Origin of the sequence: Leclercia sp. Marseille-Q4284 (genome assembly GCF_916618945.1) — a bacterium.
GTDB lineage: Bacteria > Pseudomonadota > Gammaproteobacteria > Enterobacterales > Enterobacteriaceae > Enterobacter > Enterobacter tamurae.
The window spans coordinates 1-19,598 of the sequence record NZ_CAKAKG010000003.1 but is presented as its reverse complement, the minus strand read 5'-3'; the positions used below and the strand labels follow the sequence as shown (position 1 = coordinate 19,598).

General features: G+C 52.2%; 23 protein-coding genes and 2 pseudogenes. 19 read left to right on the top strand and 6 right to left on the bottom strand.

Annotation, left to right across the window (positions count from 1 at the left end):
- The first annotated feature begins 6 nt into the window (after positions 1-6).
- The gene (locus LG383_RS22250; RefSeq protein WP_225760189.1) at positions 7-780 is read left to right on the top strand and encodes a site-specific integrase; all 774 of its coding nucleotides are present in this window, start codon (positions 7-9) and stop codon (positions 778-780) included.
- 145 nt (positions 781-925) lie between these two features.
- Here the strand turns inward: LG383_RS22250 and LG383_RS22245 are convergent, their stop codons facing one another.
- On the bottom strand, positions 926-1,231 hold the full coding sequence (locus LG383_RS22245) for a hypothetical protein (RefSeq protein WP_225760188.1): 306 nt from the start codon (positions 1,229-1,231) through the stop codon (positions 926-928).
- On the bottom strand, positions 1,228-1,854 hold the full coding sequence (locus LG383_RS22240; RefSeq protein WP_225760187.1) for a ParA family plasmid-partitioning AAA ATPase: 627 nt from the start codon (positions 1,852-1,854) through the stop codon (positions 1,228-1,230). The genes LG383_RS22245 and LG383_RS22240 overlap by 4 nt, the downstream gene beginning before the upstream one ends.
- Before the next feature lie 217 nt (positions 1,855-2,071).
- On the opposite strand from LG383_RS22240, the gene LG383_RS22235 reads away from it, so the two are divergent.
- Positions 2,072-3,430, top strand: coding sequence for a hypothetical protein (locus LG383_RS22235; RefSeq protein ID WP_225760186.1), 1,359 nt, complete (start codon positions 2,072-2,074; stop codon positions 3,428-3,430).
- Between the two features lie 301 nt (positions 3,431-3,731).
- Here LG383_RS22235 and repE read toward each other — a convergent pair whose 3' ends face one another.
- The 3 genes from repE to umuD all read right to left on the bottom strand — a co-directional run bounded on the left by repE (position 3,732) and on the right by umuD (position 6,629).
- Positions 3,732-4,484, bottom strand: a complete 753-nt coding sequence (repE, locus tag LG383_RS22230) for a replication initiation protein RepE (protein ID WP_225760185.1) — start codon at positions 4,482-4,484, stop codon at positions 3,732-3,734.
- Between the two features lie 442 nt (positions 4,485-4,926).
- Positions 4,927-6,198: a Y-family DNA polymerase gene (locus tag LG383_RS22225; RefSeq protein WP_225760184.1), complete on the bottom strand. Its 1,272-nt coding sequence runs from the start codon at positions 6,196-6,198 to the stop codon at positions 4,927-4,929.
- Positions 6,198-6,629, bottom strand: coding sequence for a translesion error-prone DNA polymerase V autoproteolytic subunit (umuD, locus tag LG383_RS22220; RefSeq protein ID WP_225760183.1), 432 nt, complete (start codon positions 6,627-6,629; stop codon positions 6,198-6,200). Before umuD ends, LG383_RS22225 begins: the two co-directional genes overlap by 1 nt.
- A 224-nt stretch (positions 6,630-6,853) precedes the next feature.
- Here umuD and parM point away from each other — a divergent pair, with 224 nt between their 5' ends.
- The 8 genes and pseudogenes from parM (at position 6,854) to LG383_RS22180 (ending at position 10,237) form a co-directional block, all read left to right on the top strand.
- Positions 6,854-7,825: a plasmid segregation protein ParM domain-containing protein gene (gene parM, locus LG383_RS22215; RefSeq protein WP_225760213.1), complete on the top strand. Its 972-nt coding sequence runs from the start codon at positions 6,854-6,856 to the stop codon at positions 7,823-7,825.
- A 2-nt stretch (positions 7,826-7,827) separates the two neighbouring features.
- Complete coding sequence (locus tag LG383_RS22210; protein WP_225760182.1) at positions 7,828-8,487, top strand: plasmid partitioning/stability family protein; 660 nt, start codon at positions 7,828-7,830, stop codon at positions 8,485-8,487.
- Positions 8,488-8,499: 12 nt separating this feature from the next.
- Positions 8,500-8,763, top strand: a complete 264-nt coding sequence (locus LG383_RS22205; RefSeq protein ID WP_225760181.1) for a hypothetical protein — start codon at positions 8,500-8,502, stop codon at positions 8,761-8,763.
- 27 nt (positions 8,764-8,790) lie between these two features.
- Entirely contained in the window at positions 8,791-8,994 is a 204-nt protein-coding gene (locus tag LG383_RS22200; protein WP_225760180.1) for a hypothetical protein, read from the top strand.
- Positions 8,995-9,424: 430 nt separating this feature from the next.
- Positions 9,425-9,505: pseudogene (locus tag LG383_RS22195) on the top strand (DNA methylase); the annotation flags it as partial.
- 99 nt (positions 9,506-9,604) lie between these two features.
- Complete coding sequence (locus LG383_RS22190) at positions 9,605-9,844, top strand: hypothetical protein (RefSeq protein ID WP_225760179.1); 240 nt, start codon at positions 9,605-9,607, stop codon at positions 9,842-9,844.
- A gap of 188 nt (positions 9,845-10,032) precedes the next feature.
- Positions 10,033-10,170 (top strand): annotated as a pseudogene (locus LG383_RS22185) (DUF5431 family protein); the annotation flags it as partial.
- Positions 10,118-10,237, top strand: a complete 120-nt coding sequence (locus tag LG383_RS22180) for a type I toxin-antitoxin system Hok family toxin (RefSeq protein ID WP_225760212.1) — start codon at positions 10,118-10,120, stop codon at positions 10,235-10,237. The pseudogene LG383_RS22185 and the gene LG383_RS22180, both read left to right, overlap by 53 nt.
- Before the next feature lie 282 nt (positions 10,238-10,519).
- On the opposite strand, the gene LG383_RS22175 is transcribed toward LG383_RS22180, so the two are convergent.
- Positions 10,520-11,005 (bottom strand): cytoplasmic protein, encoded by a 486-nt coding sequence (locus LG383_RS22175; RefSeq protein WP_225760178.1) that lies wholly within the window; start codon positions 11,003-11,005, stop codon positions 10,520-10,522.
- Positions 11,006-11,888: 883 nt separating this feature from the next.
- Between LG383_RS22175 and traU the strand changes: the two genes are divergently transcribed.
- The 9 genes from traU to LG383_RS22130 all read left to right on the top strand — a co-directional run.
- Positions 11,889-12,833 carry a conjugal transfer pilus assembly protein TraU gene (gene traU / locus LG383_RS22170; protein WP_225760211.1) on the top strand — a complete coding sequence of 315 codons (945 nt, stop codon included), beginning with the start codon at positions 11,889-11,891 and terminating at the stop codon, positions 12,831-12,833.
- Positions 12,834-12,842: 9 nt separating this feature from the next.
- On the top strand, positions 12,843-13,460 hold the full coding sequence (gene trbC / locus LG383_RS22165) for a type-F conjugative transfer system pilin assembly protein TrbC (RefSeq protein WP_225760177.1): 618 nt from the start codon (positions 12,843-12,845) through the stop codon (positions 13,458-13,460).
- On the top strand, positions 13,457-15,265 hold the full coding sequence (gene traN / locus LG383_RS22160) for a type-F conjugative transfer system mating-pair stabilization protein TraN (protein ID WP_225760176.1): 1,809 nt from the start codon (positions 13,457-13,459) through the stop codon (positions 15,263-15,265). Before trbC ends, traN begins: the two co-directional genes overlap by 4 nt.
- 100 nt (positions 15,266-15,365) lie before the next feature.
- Positions 15,366-16,055, top strand: coding sequence for a hypothetical protein (locus tag LG383_RS22155; protein ID WP_225760175.1), 690 nt, complete (start codon positions 15,366-15,368; stop codon positions 16,053-16,055).
- A complete protein-coding gene (locus LG383_RS22150; RefSeq protein ID WP_225760174.1) occupies positions 16,056-16,769 on the top strand; it encodes a hypothetical protein in 714 nt (237 codons plus the stop codon).
- 144 nt (positions 16,770-16,913) lie between these two features.
- Positions 16,914-17,645 carry a conjugal transfer complement resistance protein TraT gene (gene traT / locus LG383_RS22145; RefSeq protein ID WP_225760173.1) on the top strand — a complete coding sequence of 244 codons (732 nt, stop codon included), beginning with the start codon at positions 16,914-16,916 and terminating at the stop codon, positions 17,643-17,645.
- A gap of 222 nt (positions 17,646-17,867) precedes the next feature.
- Positions 17,868-18,194 (top strand): hypothetical protein, encoded by a 327-nt coding sequence (locus tag LG383_RS22140; protein WP_225760172.1) that lies wholly within the window; start codon positions 17,868-17,870, stop codon positions 18,192-18,194.
- Positions 18,139-18,792 (top strand): conjugative transfer relaxase/helicase TraI domain-containing protein, encoded by a 654-nt coding sequence (locus LG383_RS22135; protein WP_225760171.1) that lies wholly within the window; start codon positions 18,139-18,141, stop codon positions 18,790-18,792. The genes LG383_RS22140 and LG383_RS22135 overlap by 56 nt, the downstream gene beginning before the upstream one ends.
- A 24-nt stretch (positions 18,793-18,816) precedes the next feature.
- The coding region (locus LG383_RS22130) for a DsbA family protein (protein WP_225760170.1) at positions 18,817-19,598 on the top strand (782 nt) is incomplete at its 3' end.

The window sequence follows — 19,598 nt, the reverse complement described above, 5'->3', positions numbered from 1 at the left end:
GTGACCATGAATAACTTTCCCGCCCTCCCGTCGCAGGCGGCCTCGTTACCCGTCGCCATCGATTATCCGGCCGCACTGGCACTACGTCAGATGGCAATGGTGCATGAAGAATTGCCGAAATACCTGCTGGCCCCGGAAGTCAGTGCCCTGCTCCACTATGTGCCGGATCTGCACCGGAAAATGCTGCTGGCGACCCTCTGGAATACCGGCGCGCGTATTAACGAAGCCCTCGCGCTCACCCGGACCGACTTCTCCCTGGCTCCGCCCTACCCGTTTGTACAGCTGGCTACACTTAAGCAGCGGGCTGAGAAAGCGGCGAGAACGGCAGGCCGGGCGCCAGCCGGGAGTCAGCCTCACCGGCTCGTCCCTCTGTCCGATCTCCAGTTCGTCAGCCAGCTGGAGATGATGGTGGCCACGCTGAAAATTCCGCTAGAGCGCCGTAATAAACGCACCGGCAGAAACGAAAAAGCGCGCATCTGGGAGATCACTGACCGGACGGTCCGGACCTGGCTGAATGAAGCGGTTGAATCGGCCGCTGCCGACGGAGTGACGTTCTCCATACCGGTCACGCCGCACACGTTCCGCCACTCCTACGCCATGCACATGCTGTATGCCGGTATTCCACTGAAGGTGCTGCAGAGCCTGATGGGACACAAGTCGATCAGCTCTACTGAAGTCTATACGAAGGTGTTCGCACTGGATGTCGCTGCACGGCACCGGGTTCAGTTCCAGATGCCGGAGGCTGATGCAGTTGCGTTGCTGAAAAACATAAGTTATTAAGATAACAAGATAGCAATTTGCCATCTTAATAACCTAGCGTATTGCAAAAACCAATAGTTTCGGTCATCGGCTCTCTAACTTAACAATCTAGTATAATGTTAAGTTATTAAGTTATTAAGTTGCTAAGTTGCTAAGTTGTTAGTGTTTATTTTAATTTCGATTTTTCAATGAGTTGAGATATCTCAACTCTCGATAGATTTTCTAACGCCATCACAGCAGCTCTAACGACATCAGATCTATTAACTCTGCTGTGCCCCGATAGCATCTCCTCCCTGATCATATTGTCAATTGAATGAAGACTCTCTTCAGTAAGAGAGATGCTGACTGGTTTGGCTTTGCTACCAACGGGCTTTTTAATAGGTTCATCCAGATGTTTTACAGTAAGACCAGCTGAACCTCCGTTTATAAATGAAGCTTCGTCCCTCGGCGGTGTATGTGCTCTGTTCCTCACAGAATGATCTCCTTAACCAGCGCTTCTATTTCTTCTTGGGCTTTGGTGTTCTGCGTTTCGAAAATAGTCATAGATTCGGCCCAGGCATCCCTGTGAGCTTTTCTGTCACAGACGCGAGCTTCAGACAGCTTCATTTCAGGGAAGTCTTTGAGAACTTCCGCTGCCTGATTAGCTTCATTCACGAACATGTTCGTTGGTGTCATATTCAATACTAAATATCCACGTACGCTTTCATTGAAATCTTTAGCTGCAGTAAAGACAGAGCATGTATGTGGCACAACGTCTAAATCCATCTGAGATGGGCGTAGAGGGGAAATAAACACATCTGCAGCCATCAATCCACTTCGCATCTCAGCACTATCACGACCAGCACAATCGGCGATCACAAAGTCATACGATTTTTCATGTTCTTTGAGCATGGCTTTAATGTTGCCTGACGCTCCTGTCACAGGCATATGAGGTAAGTTTTCTGGCCGATTGTTATACCAGGTTAACACTGATTTTTGATCGTCGGCATCTACAATAAGCACTCGCTTTTCAAGTGCCATAAGATATGCAGCAATGGAAACGGCGAGAGTACTTTTTCCTACCCCACCTTTTTGGCTACCAAGAACAATGATCATCTTACAAATACCTATTTTGTTATCTTGTTAAGATAATATGATAATAAAAAGCTTTTTTCAATATAGTTAACTGCAAGAAACCTAACAACATATTAACTTAACATGTTGTTAACTTTAATATTTTTCAATACGTTATCGATATTACCCATTTCTTAATATGATAACAAGACACTATCTTAACAAGATGATTGGACTTTTTGAGTTAAGGAGTAAATCAATGGAGCTTGTTTGGAAAACAAACCCGAGGGGACGAGTTGAAAGGAAACTGAATCTGGCGGAGAGAGAAGCATTGCTTCATGTTTTCAGCAATGGACGTAAACCCGCTCAGGCAGATTTACGAATAGTGAATAAAATTCTTGAAGAGATGGACCGCTGCAAACTGTGGCTAAAATGTGATTGCGTCGAACATGACCCGAGCACTGAAGGTCCTTTTAACTGTGAGGTTAATGTTGCCAGGTTACGTCACGTTAAGACGACAAGACAGCACGATGAACAATGCCCTTTGTTCAGGCTAAAGAAAAGTAAGGATGCTGATAACAGTGTCACTGAAGGAAAAGTCAGCCCTCTAAACCCCGTAGGTGGAAACGACTGGTTACCTGAAAAGAAAAAAGAAACCAGAATCTCCACTGTGGAAGGTCCGGTGGTGCACCGTAAGCGTCGACGCAAAACTCTCAAACCCATACCGGCTCTGGGCCGAAAATTGTTGACTCTCATTCAGGCAGCCGGCCTGAACCAACTCGAACTGGTACCTGAATATCAAAGTCCAGGGCTAGTCGGTTCAATCAACAGAATAAAAGAAGTTTTGGATGAGCATTCAATGGGCAGTGGAACACTGCTGAATATGCTGTTCAGCTGCGCGCCCTGGCTGTCCCTCGAACGGATTAACGACATGCTTACTCAGCTGGAAATTTCACAGGAGATTGATAGCAGCGATAAGGAGGCATGCGTGTATATCATTGGTATTGCAACCGATGCCAATCGGGAAGAAGTGACCTTTAGCGTTCGAGGTAATACTTTTACCCATAGGCCTGAAGCCCGGGTCAGTATCAATGGTGAAAGCACCTACAACGCCGGAAGCCGGGCTCCTTACTGGGCAATACTGGAATACCGGAGAGGGAGAGATGGCAAAATTTACTGCCATGAGGGATATGCGCATGCCGCGTATACGCTTGATAATCCGATACCTGTGGATAGCAATAAAGAGCGCGACACCCTTAAGGTAATAATAAACGCCAGCAGCTACGCAGGCCGACAGGCAAATCATCCGGACGCGATCAGCCTCAGCAAGCCACTATTCACTTCGAAAAGCATTAAGAACGGGGTGGAAGAGGTCATTCATCCTGATTTCATATTGAATGTGGCTCCGGGCAATGAAAACACAGTTACCACTTTCATCATTGAAACAATGGGCTCTGAGTCCGAGGAATATGTTGAGCGTAAACTGCATACACATAGCTGGATGGAACAGGAGGGGGTGCTCTTAACAGATCCTCCGGGCTGGCCAGAGCCTACAGACAGAACATTTAATAGCTTCCTGCTCAAACACATTTTTAGTGCAGGGAAAATGCACCAGTAGTTACTGGTAGCTGCGTCAAACACAAACAGTGACAATACACCCTCAGCCTGAAGTGAAGACGATTATCTTTAATGTGACAAACTACCCTCAAGGCTGAGGGGATATGTGACAAGCTGCACTGAACTAACTGTGACAAATTGCCCTCACTGAGCTTTTTTAAAGCATAAATTCTGCGCCATTTCGTACATGAAACCAGCGCAGGGAGGCGTTAGAAGGCTCTTCTGTGACAAATTGCCCTGAAAGTTATAACCCTGGTGTGACAAACCGCCCTCGTATATGTGACAGATAACCCTCATATTTATTAGGGGGTGATTGATGTTATGTCACTGAAAGAAAAGACGATATGTGTTGTCTGGCGGCCCTTCTTTTTCTCGATATAAGACAGACGCATTGGCGTTCTGCTGTTTATCTCATCGACGCTCGCCTGAAGGAAGCGACGGCGGAAGTCCGGCATACGCTGATAGCTCTGGGGGAGCTGATAGCGCTCCATGATCCAGTCTATTTTCAGTGATACAACGCCAGAACCATCCGGTTTACGGTACTGGCAAAGCGACTCATATAAGCGCATGGCGTAGGGATTGGTAATTTCTTTCGTTTCGCTAAGTCTGAACTGCGTGAACCGGTTCTGCAGGCCGATGAAGAAAGGTATCAGGTAAGGGTTGATATGTACGCTGTAAAGGCCTCTGGAAGGACTGTGCGCACGCTTAATGAACCAGGGGAATGATTCATATCCTTTTTCGTCACCGTCGTCTTCTTCGGGTCTGTAAAAAACGACTTCTTTACCGGCGAATCCCTTCAGTGCCTGGCGGATATCTTTACTGGCCTCTGCTGAGGTAAGTCCGAAGGTCTCCGCGTACTTAGCAACCTGAATTTCACAAATCCCATCATGTTCCTGAAGCGTACCGTCAGATTTTCTGATTTGGTCCACAAAAAGATAAAGCATGCGCTTCTGATCGCGAGACAGACTGTAAGCCGCTTCAGTCAGTTCGTTTGATTGAACAATGCGCGGGCTATTCTTACGTTTTTTATGGTTTATAACCGCAACTTCCGTCATGACAGATCCGTGTAAAGTGTGACAGGTTTTTAGATTGTCACACTAATTCAAAAAGAGTCAACAGGTGGGGATAACTTTGTGAAATACGGCGATTTCTGAGGGCAATTTGTCACAGAGTTAAGGGCAGTTTGTCACAGAGATATAGGGGGTTTGAGGGTGATTTGTCACATTCAAAGGGCAAATTGTCACAGCGATCCTTCTGAGACCCGCATGAATAAAGGGCTGGGAGGTACTCTAAAAAGGTAAACCTAACAACCCTTTAAAAAGATCTTATAAAAATAAGCCGGTGGACAAGTGGATAACCCCGGATTGAAAACCATTAAACACTGAGCGTAAGCAGAATATGTCCGTGCAGTTCCCTGGTGCTTCCTCGCTCACTCGCGGGCTGCGCCCTGTCGTTCGGCTGCGGCGAGCACTACTGGCTCTCTCTGAAAGGCGAAATTTAATTGATCCTCGCAATGGGGATATCTTTCCAACGGGTGGTGTAAGCAGGGGAGAGCATATCGCGTTTCGTCTGCCAGGATGGCGCGATCCCTCGTCCGGCAAACCAGACCTGTCCCAGACCGGAATGATTAATGCCATCGAGAACCTTCATCAGCTCAGCGCTGTGAGGACGGGGCGGACGTTCGTCGAACAGCTGTAATTGCGAAACGCCGGAGGCGGTGAAGTCATTCAGCATCACACCGGCTTTGGCATACCGGTGCCCATCCTTCCAGATACGCTCCAGAGCTGTTGTGGCGGCCGCAATGATGTCCCGTGTGTCCTGGGTAGGTGTAAGCAGTTTCTCTGTAGCCACGTTGCCGTAATAAGGCTCTTTAATAGCGAACGGGGACGTCTTAATGAAAACGGAAATATGCCGGCAATACTGGTGCTCTTTACGGAGCTTTTCAGAGGCTCGCTCTGCGTACTGACAGATGGCCTGGCGGAGCGAGTCGTATTCAGTGACCTTCTCGCCAAAGCTACGGCTGCTGACTATCTGCTGTTTCGTAGGTGGGGCTTCCTCGAGCGACATACAGCTTTCCCCGTTCAGTTCGCGCACCGTTCGCTCGAGTACAACAGAGAAATTTTTCCGGATGAAGGTGGGGTTTGTCAGGGCTAGATCGAGCGCCGTGTTAATGCCCAGAACATGGAGTTTGCGTGCAATGCGGTTTCCCACGCCCCAGATCTCCTCTACCGGCTGCAGTGATAGCAGTTTTCGTGTTCGTTGAGGGTTGCCCCGGGTCAGGGCGAGCACGCCACGAAACTGTTTCCACTCTTTTGATGCCCATTGTGCTGATTTTGCTAGGGTTTTTGTAGGTCCTGCTCCCACGCCAATGGTAAGGCGGGTGCTGTCATACACGTGCTGACGCAGCTGCCGGCCGAAGTCTTCTAGGTCCATGCAACGCTCCACGCCGGTCAGGTCGACGAAGAGCTCGTCAATTGAATACGGCTCCACCCGGGGGGCCAGCTCCTCCAGGCAGTTCATCACGCGCGCCGACATCGAGGCGTAAAGTTCATAATTACTTGAGAATACGAATATTTTTTCCGGGTAGCATTCGTTTTTAATCTGGAACCACGGCGTGCCCATTTTTATCCAGGGCTTCGCCTCAGCGCTGCGTGCGATCACATTTCCATCGTTATTGCTCAAGACGATAATCGGCTTTCCTTTCAAGTCCGGACGGAAGACGCGCTCACAGCTGGCGTAAAAGCTGTTCACATCGGCCAGGGCAAACATCAGTACATCTCCCTGGGACGGTGGATGATGTGTGTGACGACGCCAAAAATATCAAGTTCGTCCGGGTCGGGATATATAGGTGACCAGGACGGGTTCATGGGTTGCAGCGTCAGTCGTGGGGTCAGCAGTAGCCGTTTGACCGTAAATTCTCCCTGCACGCTGGCCACAACGATATCGCCGTGATGTGGCCTTTCTGCACTGTCCACGACAAGTAGATCCCCGTTGTAAAGACTACCATCCGACATGCTGTCACCACTTGCGCGCAGGTAATACGTCGCACTCGGATGACGAACGCAGTAGTCATGTAAATCCAGATCTGCGGCAATGTAATCCTGTGCCGGGCTGGGAAAACCACAGCAAACCACATCTGAATAAAGGGGATGCGTCTGCGGTGCCAGAATGCTGTATGGCTTAAGTAGAGTGAACTTCATTGTTTCTGCCTCTTTTTATACTGTTTATTTATACAGTATAAGGAGCAGTCGCAGTTAATTCCAGACGTCATAAGTTACTCAAATCATTAGATATAAGATTATCAAAATGAGTATTTTTCATTTTAAGGTATTTTGATATTCTCATTATGATAATTTAGTGTTTACATTTATGCGCTTTTTAGTATGATTATTCTCACTTTGAGAAGCTAAGGAAATGCAAAATGATTAATATTTACTGCGACGATGGTTCCACAAATGTTAAGCTGGCTTGGTTTGAAAATAATGAACTAATGACGTCTGTTTCAGCTAACTCATTCAGGCATGGCTGGAAAGTGGCCGACTTCGGCACAGGAACCTTCAATTATCAGGTTGGAACAATTAAATACACCTGGGACAGTGTCAGCAGGGATGCAATACCGACAACGAATGTGGACTACCAGTATGGTGATCTGAATTTACTGGGTGTGCATCACGCTCTCCTGAACAGTGGCCTCACCCCGCAGCCAGTGAGCCTGACCGTTACACTGCCGCTGAGTGAATACTACGACCATGACTGTCAGCGCCACGAAGAGAACATTCAGCGCAAACAGGAGAACCTCATGCGCTCGCTGATGCTCAACAGGGGTGAGGTGTTTACTGTCGCTGAAGTTCGCGTAATGCCTGAATCGCTGCCTGCAGCTTTCAGCCGACTCGCGCAGCTGGCCCCGCAGGCGGGAGAAACCACCCTCATTATTGATCTGGGCGGAACAACGCTCGATGCAGGCGTCATTGTGGGCCAGTTTGAAGATATCAGCGCCGTTCATGGCAATCCATCTGTCGGGGTATCGCAGGTCACCCGGGCAGCGCAGAACGCCCTGCGTACTGCAGAGAGCGAAACCAGTCCTCTGGTTGCTGACCGTGTCATACGTCACAGAAAAGATCGTGATTTTCTTAACCGAATCATTAATGATTCAACCAGAATTGATTATGTTGCCCGCACGATCGAGGACGCCATTGAATCACTCGGTTCCCGCGTGGTCACTGAATTGACTGCGTTTCGTAACGTTAACCGGGTTTTCCTGGTGGGTGGAGGCGCGTCTCTTATCGAAGGGGCAGTGCGTAAGGCATGGCCGCTTGCGCCAGACAGAATTGAAATTATCAGCGATCCGCAGCTGGCCCTGGCCCGCGAGATCGCCCTTTACAGTAAAGAGGTTTAAACGTGCCTGCCGGCAAATATTCTTTCTATCTGCATACGGATGATCGTACTGACGTGGCCGCGATGGCCACTATCGCTTCCATCTCCCAGCCACTGCGGGGCGATTTTATTCGCACGGCGGCAATTGCCGGCTGCGTGGTTTACAGGGTGGATGCCCGGCTGCCGGAACTGGTGACTGCCCTGTTTGATGGCCAACTGGGTACAGACCAGTTATGCGGACTTTTAGCTGTTGTATCAGGGGAATATTCCCTTATACATGCGCAGGAGAACAGAACGGTTCCGGTGATTACCGGGCCGGTTACCGAAGCGAATGTGGATGGCGAACGCCGGCGTTTTACCCTGTTACTGCCCGATGCGCAGAGTGCGCAACGGGTTGAACCTCTTCTTGATGGTGCAGTTTCCCGGCTGCGTGGCCAGCTGCTGCGTAGTGTTATTGTGACCGGTCTGGCGCTTCATACTCTTGATGCCCGGCTCCCTCGTCTGCTGGCCAGTCTGCCTGTTCCACCGGCAACGGTACACGAACTCCATGCCATCATTGCTCAGGTGGCTGACGTTCTGGTACCTGTTACTGCCCCGGTAAAGGTTGAGGCTGTCCCCCAGACCGCCAGGCCTGTAGATGATGACAAAACCACTATCAGAAAGAATATGAAGAGAATGTTTTAATAAGGAGCATGCATGTCCCTGGTCAAACGTACCGCAGAACAACTGATCACACGAATACTGCGCGCAAGAGGGATCCCCGAACAACGGTGGCCGGAACTGATAAAAAAAACGGGAAGAGGGATGATCTTACTGGGTGTGCTGATGGTCGTTCCACTTCTGCTTATCGAAAAAGTTGCCCTGCCGGTAACTATCGCGATGCAGATCTGCTACGCCTCGTTGATCTGTGTCGGTGTTCTCCTGGCTTTTGATGAGAAAAAGTCAAAAGGGCGGTCATGATATGAACATCAAACCTAAGGAAACAATATGCGAATCGAAGAACTGACAGACGAAGATCGAACGCTGGTTGTTGTGGCCCTGCAGGCGCTGCACCGTGAACGGTTAACCTCATCCAACGCGGTCTTTACGGCCTGCAGCCTGGCAGGAAAGAAGGGGCCTCCGGAAGATGTTTTTGGGTTGCAGGAAGTGCGGGATGCGCTGCGTCGTATTGGTGCAGCTCCCGGGAGATAAAGACGGAAAAAAAACGGCAGGGAAACATCTCATCCCTGCCGTTAAAGTGTGTTGCGTAATTTTTCGGCAATTATAAAGAGCTAGTCCGAGATGTAAATCACAATTCAACCTAATGTAAAATTTCTCTGCTACCTGTCTGCTATTTGCACATCGCTGACCGAGACCAAATGAAGGAAGTCGGTTCCCTCCGCCTTTATGCCGTCTCAACGACGGCTGATCTCCACGCCGTGCCTTCACGCTAACCCGGCCGCTACGGTCGCAAGGGTTCACTTCGTCTCTGTCCTCACCCGTTCGCACCCTTCACGGCGCATTCAGCCCGTGAAGGGCTTGCGCTGCGGCTTGCGGCATCGCCCCTGCGTCCTCCGCTTTTCGCCGGATTTTTGTGGCGGCACGGCGCAAAAGGGTGCCGTATATCAGAGAGGAGAGTGCCATGTCCCGTTTTATCCTGGGTGACTGCGTGCAGGTCATGTCCCGTTTTCCGTCGCGAGCAGTGGATTTTATTCTGACCGACCGAAAGTGAGCAGCTGGTTGAGAGCGTGGAAAAGCATCTGGAAGCGCTGGAAGACCAGATCCGCGAATGGTCTGAGGGCAGGGATAACCGGGAGGGATATTGAGCATTATCAGCAGGACGTTCGACAAAAAAGAAACGGGTACCGTGTTCCGGCATGCCGCCAGCGAGAGGATCCTTTACCGGCTGGATGCAAGACTGGCCCGGGATGACTGGGAACAGTTACAGGACATGATTAGCCTGGTGTATAACGCCGGAGTGACGGCCGGTAGCGAAAAACGGGCTGCTGAAATAAGGGAGGCGCTGGGTCTGCCGGTCGAAAATTTCACCTCAAAAGGATGAAGTTTTATACAGTTTTCAGGCCGTTATTCCTGGGCAGATAACAGGCATCGGGGTATAATGGCGACGGCGCTTGAGGCTTTTTGCCTCATGATGTTCGGTGGGTTTGTTACGGTTGTTGTGAGGCAGAAAGAAGAAAGCCCCGAAGGTAATTTTTCAATTAACCAACGAGGCATCCTGATGCTAGACACATCCAGAATAGCCTCTTACTGCGCTCTGCGCAAGGAGAAGAAGGCTATGAAACAGCCGCGAAGTACCGTTATCTGGTGCGTACTCATAGTGTGTCTCACACTGTTGATATTCACATACCTGACACGGAAATCGCTCTGCGAAATCCGGTTGAAGGACGGGCAGCGGGAGGTCGCTGCTGTGCTTGCCTACGAATCCAGTAAGTAGCAACCTGGAGGCGGGGGAAACCCCGCCTTTTCAGGGATTCTGGTGTTGTTTAGACAAGCCACAAGCGCCTTTATGAAGGGGTTGCCGGTTCGCCGGTAGCCCCTTTTTCCTTCCGGTGGCGACCGCTCGCATGAACAACCCGAAAGGAAAAGTTCCCCTCCGGGGAACGGGGCAGGGCGGCAGCGCCTCCGGCGCTTGCCGCTCTCTTCCTTTTCGGTAGCACAGACATATGAATAAAGTTAATGCTAATGGATGCGTACATTAGCATTGAGGCAGATAGCGTTATTCTGTTTGCAGGCGGGCTTTTTTGATACTGGCCTGGTAGTCCTTCTTGACCTGTTCAATGTCATGCAGCATGGAAGACTGGCAGGAATGTGCAGCGAGGCGGTAACGGGTAACCACTTCATCAATAACTGAGGGCAAATTGTCACGACTGCGGTGCTGGCGACCTTTTTGTCCAAAGATATCCACGATCATATCCTGACTGCCGGATCTGCCGAAAAAACGGTTGCACAGGCGTTTTACGATGAGGGGGGTCAAATCAAGTTCAGTTTCATCGGCTATCTCAAAGATGAAACACAGCATTCTGAAGGACTTGTAGCGCTTCACGGCAGCACTAAGGCGTGCAGCGCGTTGGGGGTACTCCCACTTTTCATTGCTGTAATTGAGAAGCTCAGCCTGGTAATCAGAGGCCAGATCTTCTCTGGTGTAAGTGTATTTACAGGAAAAAATGGCCCGGGCCTGGTCAGTGGGGGATTCTTCGCTCATCAGTTAGTCCCTCAATTAATGCTAATGGATGCATACATTAGCATTAACTTCTGTGACATTCAAAATACAAAGCGACTTGTTGTTGCCTGGTTCACAGCGACGCGCTGCAGCTGCTCATCGATGGATTTAACTGAACAGGCAGGACACATGGCCCCCTTCGGCTCCTGACCCGCTGCGCGGTCCAGTCGTCGAGCCCCACTCCGCCAGGCCGCTGCTGCGCACCGGCCAGTCTCCGCCGAACCCCTGCGGGTTTCGGGCTTCGCTAGGGTCTGATGGCGAAGGTCAACATCCCGGCTCACAGCGACCGTGCCGGTCGCGTCGCCTGAACCGCGCCGGCTGATGCCGTCGCTTTGATGCCGCCACGCCGTTCCGACGTGTCGGGTGTGTACATCCTGTTCCCCCGGTGAGGCCATCACCCTGTGCGTTCTCCCGCGGAGGGCTGGTCGTAGCACCGTCGGGTCGTCATCCAAGGGGTGAAATGCACGCCGTCAGAAACTTTTTGCGGGCAAAAACTTTTCGCCGTCGCCCCTTTCCTTCCGCCCTTCGCCGTTGCTCCTTTGCCCTTTGCCGCGAGAGAACTCACCAGGGAGATGGACAACCATCACCACAGGAGAAAACCAGGATGCACACACGAAACGTCAACGTCAAAACCGCCGCTCAAGAATCTTCCAGGAAGATGGGGGAAAACACCGTTAAAGCCGTGACCCTGCCGGACAATTTGCCACCGTTTCCGGGACTGGCGTTACGCATTAAGTGGGGTATGGCGCGGGTGATGCTGGCCATCGACAAGGTAAAGGCAGAGTGCGAGATGGGAGACGCTCAGATTGAGGCACAGTTTGAGGGCTATCACGATTTCAGGGCAGGCGAGACAGCACCCCCGCACATGATCACCGACGTGCCTGAGCTGGTCAGCGCGTGGAAAGACGGGTGGCATAACCCCATATCGGATGTGTGCTGGAAATGCCTGTTCCCGATGTCACTCGGCAATATTCAACTGGCTTCCGGGCCTCAGCGGGATACCGCAAACCCGTCGTCACCCATCCAGATTTGCCCGGTCGGGGTGCTGTACCGTGTTGGCCTGGCTATCGGATTCTGGGAGCCGATGGCGATGGTGGACGTGACCCGTGAGCCGGGCGTCATGGTCAATATGGGCGGGTTCAAAATCAATCTCGGGCGAACCGGGACCGGAACGGCGGGCCAGAGTGACCGGCCTGCTGCCGGAACGTTCTACCATGTCCACTGGTATAAATACCCGCTCATTTTCTGGCTAAACATCATTACCAGTCTCGGCTGCCTGCAGACCGGGGATATGGATATCGCGTATCTGTCGGAGGTGGATCCCCTCTGGAACGACAGCACGCTGTCGATGCTGATTAATCCGGAAGCAGCGTTGTTCGGCAACCTGGTCGCCCAGGGGGCCTGCGCGGCTGATGCCGTATCGAGTTCCGCCGGGGTGCCGGTATCCGCGCTGTTCTGGTGTGCCGGAAGCCAGGGGTCCATTTACCCCCTGACAGGGTATACCAGCGGAGAGTTCTCCCCCCTTGAGTCGTCTTTGCTGGTCAGCGAGCGGATGGCGTTCAAGATGCACCGGGAAGGGCTGGTCTGGAACTCTGTCGGGGCGGATAGCGCCGTCTGTAACCAGTACCCTTCACCGATCATCCCGAAGGAGCGCTGGCGTTATCAGATGGTCAATATGTATCCCGAAACCGGCAACTGCCATCCCTTCGGGGCCAGCACCCAGCTGTGGGGTACCACGCACAATTCCCCCTCTTCCAAAAAGAACTTCGGCTACCTCTTCTGGCGCAAACGTAACTGCGTCTTTCTGTAAGGACTGAATATGAAAACAGCTTATCTCCGGGCGCTGCTCTTCAGCGTTCTGACCTGCTGCACGCCTTTTTCCGGGGCCAGTGAACCCGCTGAACTCACCGCGCACGATAAGGCATGGATCACCTCGCAGGAGAAGGCATTCAGCGCATTCAAAAATACCCTGGGCGAGCAGACAGTGACCCTGCCGGCCGCGCAGAACGATCTGATTAGCCGTCTGCAGGGTGAGATAGCCGCACAGCAGTCAGGGCAGGCTGAGCGCGGTACGTTTCCGGCCATTTACTTTGTGAGTCTCGGCATTCCCCGTGAGGGGCTGCTGCCCATGCTCCAGGATGCACGACGTTTCAGTATCCCTGCGACGATTCGGGGGCTGCTGAATAACGACATGCGCCGGACGGCCGCGGCGATATTCGAACTCAGCAAGGAGGACAAGGCGGTCGGGGTACAGATTGATCCCACCCTGTACAGCGACTACCACATCGGGGTGGTCCCGGCGCTGGTTGTGACCTGCCCGGGACATTATGACGTGATCCGTGGCAGCCTGCCGCTGGAGGAGGCGCTGGAGAAAGTGGCCCGCAGTGGCGACTGCGCGGCAACGGCCAGGCAGCTCTTGGCGGGAGGCAGTAAATGAAACATCTCGCGTTGATTGCACTGCTGTTACTCCCGGCACTCCCCGCTGCGGCTGATGACGGGTTTAATGCCGGGGCCAGCTTTGGCAAAAGCCAAAGCGGGGCAGGTACCGGTAGCCTCAGCAATCCCGGAGCGGTGACGGGAGCCATTCCCGGGTATACGCCGAATCCGCCAGAAACCGGGTATTACAACGGCGTCACGGGGGGCGACGGTGGGCTGGCTGGCAAAGGCCAGGCTGCACTTTCGGGCAATGATGCGGCGCAGTCGGTTATCAGTTCCGGAAACACCAATCCGGTACCGGCTATCGATCCGAACGCGCCGTTTATTACCATCGGTAAAAATGCAGAAGCCAGCGCCGACGGGGTGCTTAACGGAACTGCACAACAGTGCAGTGAAGTGACGGTATCGAAAACTACCTTCCAGAACTACAGCTGCGACAAGGATGTGGCCTCCGTGGAAGCCTGTACCAGAACGGCAACAGCCGGCGGGTATTCTTCCACCACCAGTGTCCAGAAAACCTTCACGCTGACGGCGGCTAATGGCGATGTTGTTTTCACGAATAACGGTACTTCCTTCAGTTTTAGTTTTATAGCCCCTGAATCAGGTCCGGTGATCAGCGCGCATTTTTACTGGGCTGATCATGAAACGAATGCCGGGAAAATCTCCTGGTGGGGCATCAGTAAATCAATGGTCGGGAAGGCGTATGACTGGGAGATGCCTGGAGCACCCGCTACGCCTTTGACTAAGGGGGGCTCCCTACCCGCCGGCACCTATAACAGTACCGGGTGTACCAGCGGAAACAAAAATCGCTGTGAGAAGCATATCCGGGAGCAGATAGCTGACTTTCAGTCCGGCGCATCAGGCTTCACACTTGTGCTCGTTATGAACGCCACCGAAACGACTTTTGTCCCGAACGTCACCTGGACATCGTCCTGCGGCCTGGATTTGTCCCGGGCCACAATGACCACAGCGACCTGCACCTCACCTGGCGGGAACAGAACCGTCGAGAGCAACGGCCAGAGCTATCAGGTCTACAGCGACTGCTGGGAGTACACGGACAACTATGTTGTCCCCTCTGCTTCAACAGGAAACTGCGGAACGCTGATGAGCAACCCTTCCTGCACAGCTGCGGGACAGACCTGCACCGAGTCGACGGACGGGCAGTGTACCCATATGAGTTATACGTATCAGTGCCAGACCACACACCAGTCTGGCGGCCTGCTATGTGGCGGGGATTACATCTGTAAGTCAGGCGACTGTGACGACACGAACGGGGCAGGGAGCAGCGGCTTTGATACGGCTGTCGCGAAGCTGGCCGGTCTGGCTTCTGCCGCTGAGAATGTGCGTGACGCGAACAGCACGATTGACGTCAGGGCCTTCACCGGCAGGGCAATGAGCTGCCGGAAGGCGTTTGCCGGCTTCTCCAACTGCTGCAAGGACTCAGGATGGGGCCAGGACGCAGGCCTGTCGGCGTGTAACAGTGATGAAATGGCAATCGGAAAAGCGAAGGCCAAAAAAATCACCGTCAGCATCGGGGAGCGCTGCGATCATCAGGTTCTCGGTGCCTGTATCCAGAAAAGTCAGGTGTACTGTGTCTTTGACGGAAAACTGGCACGCATTATTCAGGAGCAGGGCCGCCGCGATCAGCTGGGCGTGCGTTTCGGTAGCGGTGACAACCCTGACTGCCGGGGCATTACGGTACCGGAACTGCAGTCCATTAATTTTGACCTGATTAACTTCTCCGATTTTTATGAAGACCTGATGAACAATCAGCGCGTGCCGGATAGTTCCGGGCACCGGGAATAGCCTGCATCAGGCGGAAGGTACAGCGAATACCCTTTCCGGTCACGGGCAGACGCGGCATGTTGCGGGTCGGGGTGATAATGTTGGGCATAGCCGGGAAGCTGTGGAGACACATCAGGTCGTTTCCCGCGAAACATCAGCTGTGCAACCAGACGGCAGCGTACAAAGCATGATGCATGAATCACATGATGCTGCACGCGATCAACACCCTGCCGGGAAGCACAGCGTAAATTCTGAAGAAACGGTGGGGCAGCAGCAAACGGTGGCACAGCATAACGGTCAGCAGGCTCAGCCGGGCGTTACCGGGCAAACCGCCGGTCGTGAAGATTCCCATCTTCACCATGCAGAACTGGCAACAGGACAGCAGGAAAAAGTGGAGCCAGCTTCACGCCATACAACGGAGCCAGTGAAGATGAACCTGCCAGACGGGCGCATAACTGCCGAAGGTATGCAAAAGTCGCTTGCTGAAAACCAGGCGAAACTCGCAGAGCGATCGGGCTTCGGTTTTGAGCCGCAGAATGATATTCAGCGTCGTGTCGCGGAACAAAGATCTGCTAATGAGCAGAATATCAACGAATCTGCTGGGGAAATTGACAAAAACCGATCCACTGTTCAGGCATCCAGTGATATCCTTAAAGGAGAGGATTTGAATGCACAAAGTAAATTCAATATAGAGCGTAAAAAAGCAGAAATTGAACAGGTAAACCCTCTAAATCTTTCAAAGCAAGATGAACTAAATGAACAACTTAAAAAGCTTGTTGAACTTAGGAAAAAAGTGGCAGGAGGTAACTAAGTGAAGATATCAACAAAGTTAATTTATGCTCCCTTCATGCTATTATACTGTGCGGGGTTGTTAACGCATGATGTATTACCAAATTTATCAAGGATTGATGTTCGCTGGGCGAGTTACTTAACACTGTTCTTTATAATAGGTGTTGTAGCTATTCTACCAGGGGTTTGGATTGTTTCGTCTTTTGAGAAAAAGCACACAAAACTTAGTGTTGGGGTGTTTTTACGATTCGCATTAGGCGTGTCTGCATTTTTTATTTCCTATCGTTATTTCTGGTCTGATTGGTCAGCTTTTTACACATCGTTAGTTATTAGTTCGTATGTGTCATTGTTAGGAATGATGATTGCAAGGAAAGATTTTCGAAAAAAACAAACTATTTTGCGAGATAAAAATTCAGGTAATTTATATGAGGTAAGAGCTGGGAAAGCTTATCGCTTGCCTGTTAATGAAGCTGCAAAGTATCAAGCAAACGCTATACCCACATTTGAATTTGCATCAGATTTAATGAACGGTTTTGGCAGTAATACTTCTGTTTGTTCGGTAAATTCAGTTTCGGATGACTTTACCAGTAATGATTACAAGACTGGTATGGAGATCAACCCCTCATCAGGAATGCCAATGGTCGGTGGTATCTCAGGTCTGGATGTACACGGAAACAGTTGGGGCACAAGCTTCAACGAGCCTTCGAACACATACGACCCTGGCCGGGGATACTGAGAATAAGGGGGCTATGCCCCCTTAACTATTGAAGCAATACATACATACCTCCTTTTTTATCTAAATTTCCTTTCAAATCAGCCGATAACGTCTCTGTTAGCTATATAGCTAACGGGGACGTATTTCTATGCACAGGATGAATTCATGAAATTAAAACAATTAGCCGTAGTAGGCCTGGTCGCTTCAACTCTGGCGCTTTCTGGTTGCGGTGCCATGTCCACCGCCGTGAAGAAACGTAATCTCGATGTCAAAACCCAGATGAGTGAAACTATCTGGCTGGAGCCGTCATCCGAGAAAACCGTATATCTGCAGATCCGTAATACTTCCGATAAGGATATGTCAGGCCTGCAGGCGCAGATTAGCAGCGAACTGACCGCGAAAGGCTACCGGGTTTCCAGCTCACCGGACAGCGCCTACTACTGGATCCAGGCCAACGTGCTGAAAGCCGAGAAAATGGATTTGCGTGATTCTCAGGGCTTCCTGAAAACCGGTTATGAAGGTGCCGCAATGGGAGCCGCTCTGGGAGCGGGTATCACCGCCTATAACTCGACCTCAGCCGGGGCGACCCTGGGTGTGGGGCTGGCCAGTGGCCTGATTGGTATGGCTGCAGATGCGATGGTGGAAGACGTCAACTACACGATGGTGACCGATCTGCAGATTTCCGAGCGCAGCAAGGCAACCGTCACCACTGACAGCGTGGCGGCCCTGAAGCAGGGAAGTTCTGCTGTTAAAGTGCAGACCAGTACCGAACAGGGCAACCGTGCCAAATATCAGACCCGCGTGGTCTCGAATGCGAATAAGGTGAACCTCAAATTTGAAGAGGCTAAACCCGTACTGGAGGCGCAGCTGGCCAAGTCCATCGTGGGCATTATGTAATACCTGACGGCTGTGGCATCTGCCACGGCCCGCTCTCTTTAGCCTGGCTCCCCGTTAAGGGTCAGGTGCGTCAGTGCTTTCTTTTCTTCCCGTGATATTCCGCTTCCTCACATAGCTGCGTCAGGCGCAGCCATGTCTGCGGCGAGCGTTGGGATCGCTTTCTTCCTCTTCCACTCTGTCACATTGCCGTTCAGGCGATGCGATGACTGCCGGACAATTTCTATGAGCTTCGCTGGTAAAAACCTCACCCAGGGCGGGCAGATGACTGCCTACCGCTGGCGCATGTTCCTTCAGGTGAATAACTGGATCGGTTTCTGGATTTTCATTCTGTTTGCCGCGCTTACCTCCGCCATTTTTTTCTGGCGTATCCCCCAGGAAACCCTCAATAACGGCTCGCTGTGGTGGTTCGCCTGGATGAACAGCAGCTTTATCGATCTGATGCCGGCAACGGGTATCCAGCCCGGAGGGCAGGCTGACGCAGGGCGACGTACGCATGGTGATGACGGAGCGGGCACGCGGCGCGGTCCTGCAGCGAAGCCAGTCCGGTAATACGGTCGTGGTAAACGATCTGGCGGCTGCGCTGGATGCCGTCAGAACGCATCCGAAGGATGGGGTGGTGTGGCAGACCGGGCAGGAGCCGCCTTCAGCAAACCTGATGAAGGTCAGCGGGGGAGTACGCGAGGATGAAGGACTGCGGCTGAACCTGAGTACCCTGACCGCTCAGGATGAACTCCAGCGTCAGAGCGAACTGAAGCTGGCAGAGCAGGCCCGCGAACAGGACGCTGTGCGTCAGCAGCAGAGCGACGTCCGCGCCATTGTGCTGCCGGCAGAAGAGGCCGTGAAGCTGCGCCCGGAAGAACTGAATCCGGAAAAACCGGCACAGCTGATACCCGACAGCAATGTTCTGGCCAGCGTGCGTGAGCGTGATCAGGCGGACGGGCGCGAACTGCAACTGGCAGACAGTGTGCGTAAGGACATCGCGGTACCGGATAAATCTGCCGGTGAAGAGAGCCGGGCCTCCCGCGTCGTTACGGATCTGGCCCGGGTTGAGCAGGATATGGTGCGCCAGGCCGCTGACAGCGGGCGTGGCCGTATGCCGGAAATCGAAGAGCAGACCCTCACGCGCACCATTCAGAAAGAACGTTAATCCGAACATTCAAGAGAGCACAGCATGAAACTGAATACCTTAACGTCATTTATAGTTACAACATACATTAGCTTTAATTCGGTTGCGCAGGCCTCAGCCCCACAGCCAGTATTTACCCCGGCGCAGGAAGCCAGGATCGGGGAAATTGCCGCGGAATACCTGGTGTCACACCCGGAGGTCCTGATCGCTGTCAGCCAGAAGCTGCAGGCGCAGCAGGAGGCGCGACAGCAGCTGCAGTTTGCCGTCAGGGTCATGGATAACCAGGTGGCCCTGCTGAACGACACGGATACGCCGGCCTTCGGGCCGGAAAACGCAAAGGTGGCCGTCATCGAGTTCTTCGATTATCAGTGCGTTCACTGCAGCTCGGTGGCTCCGGAACTTGAGAAGGTGATGAAGACGCATCCGGACGTGCGCTACATCTTTAAGGAGTGGCCAATTTTTGCCGATCGCTGGGAAAACTCACGGGCGGCCGCCGAACGCGGACTGTCAGTCTGGAAACAGAAAGGGGCAGAGGCGTATGTCACGTATCACAACGCGATTTATGCTACCGGAAAAAATGAAGGCAACCTGACGAAAGAGGACATCGATCGGGCCGCTGCAAAAGCCGGCTGGCGTGACTCCGGCAAAGAGAGTTTTACATCAGCGCTTGAGAAAAATGACGAACTGGCCAAAGCGCTGAGTCTGACCGGCACCCCGGGCATCATTATCATGCCAGTAACGGGTGCCACACCGAAAAACATCACGGTAATCCCCGGTGCCGTGTCCGAACAATCGATAACTGCTGCAATTTCAAAAGCACATATGTA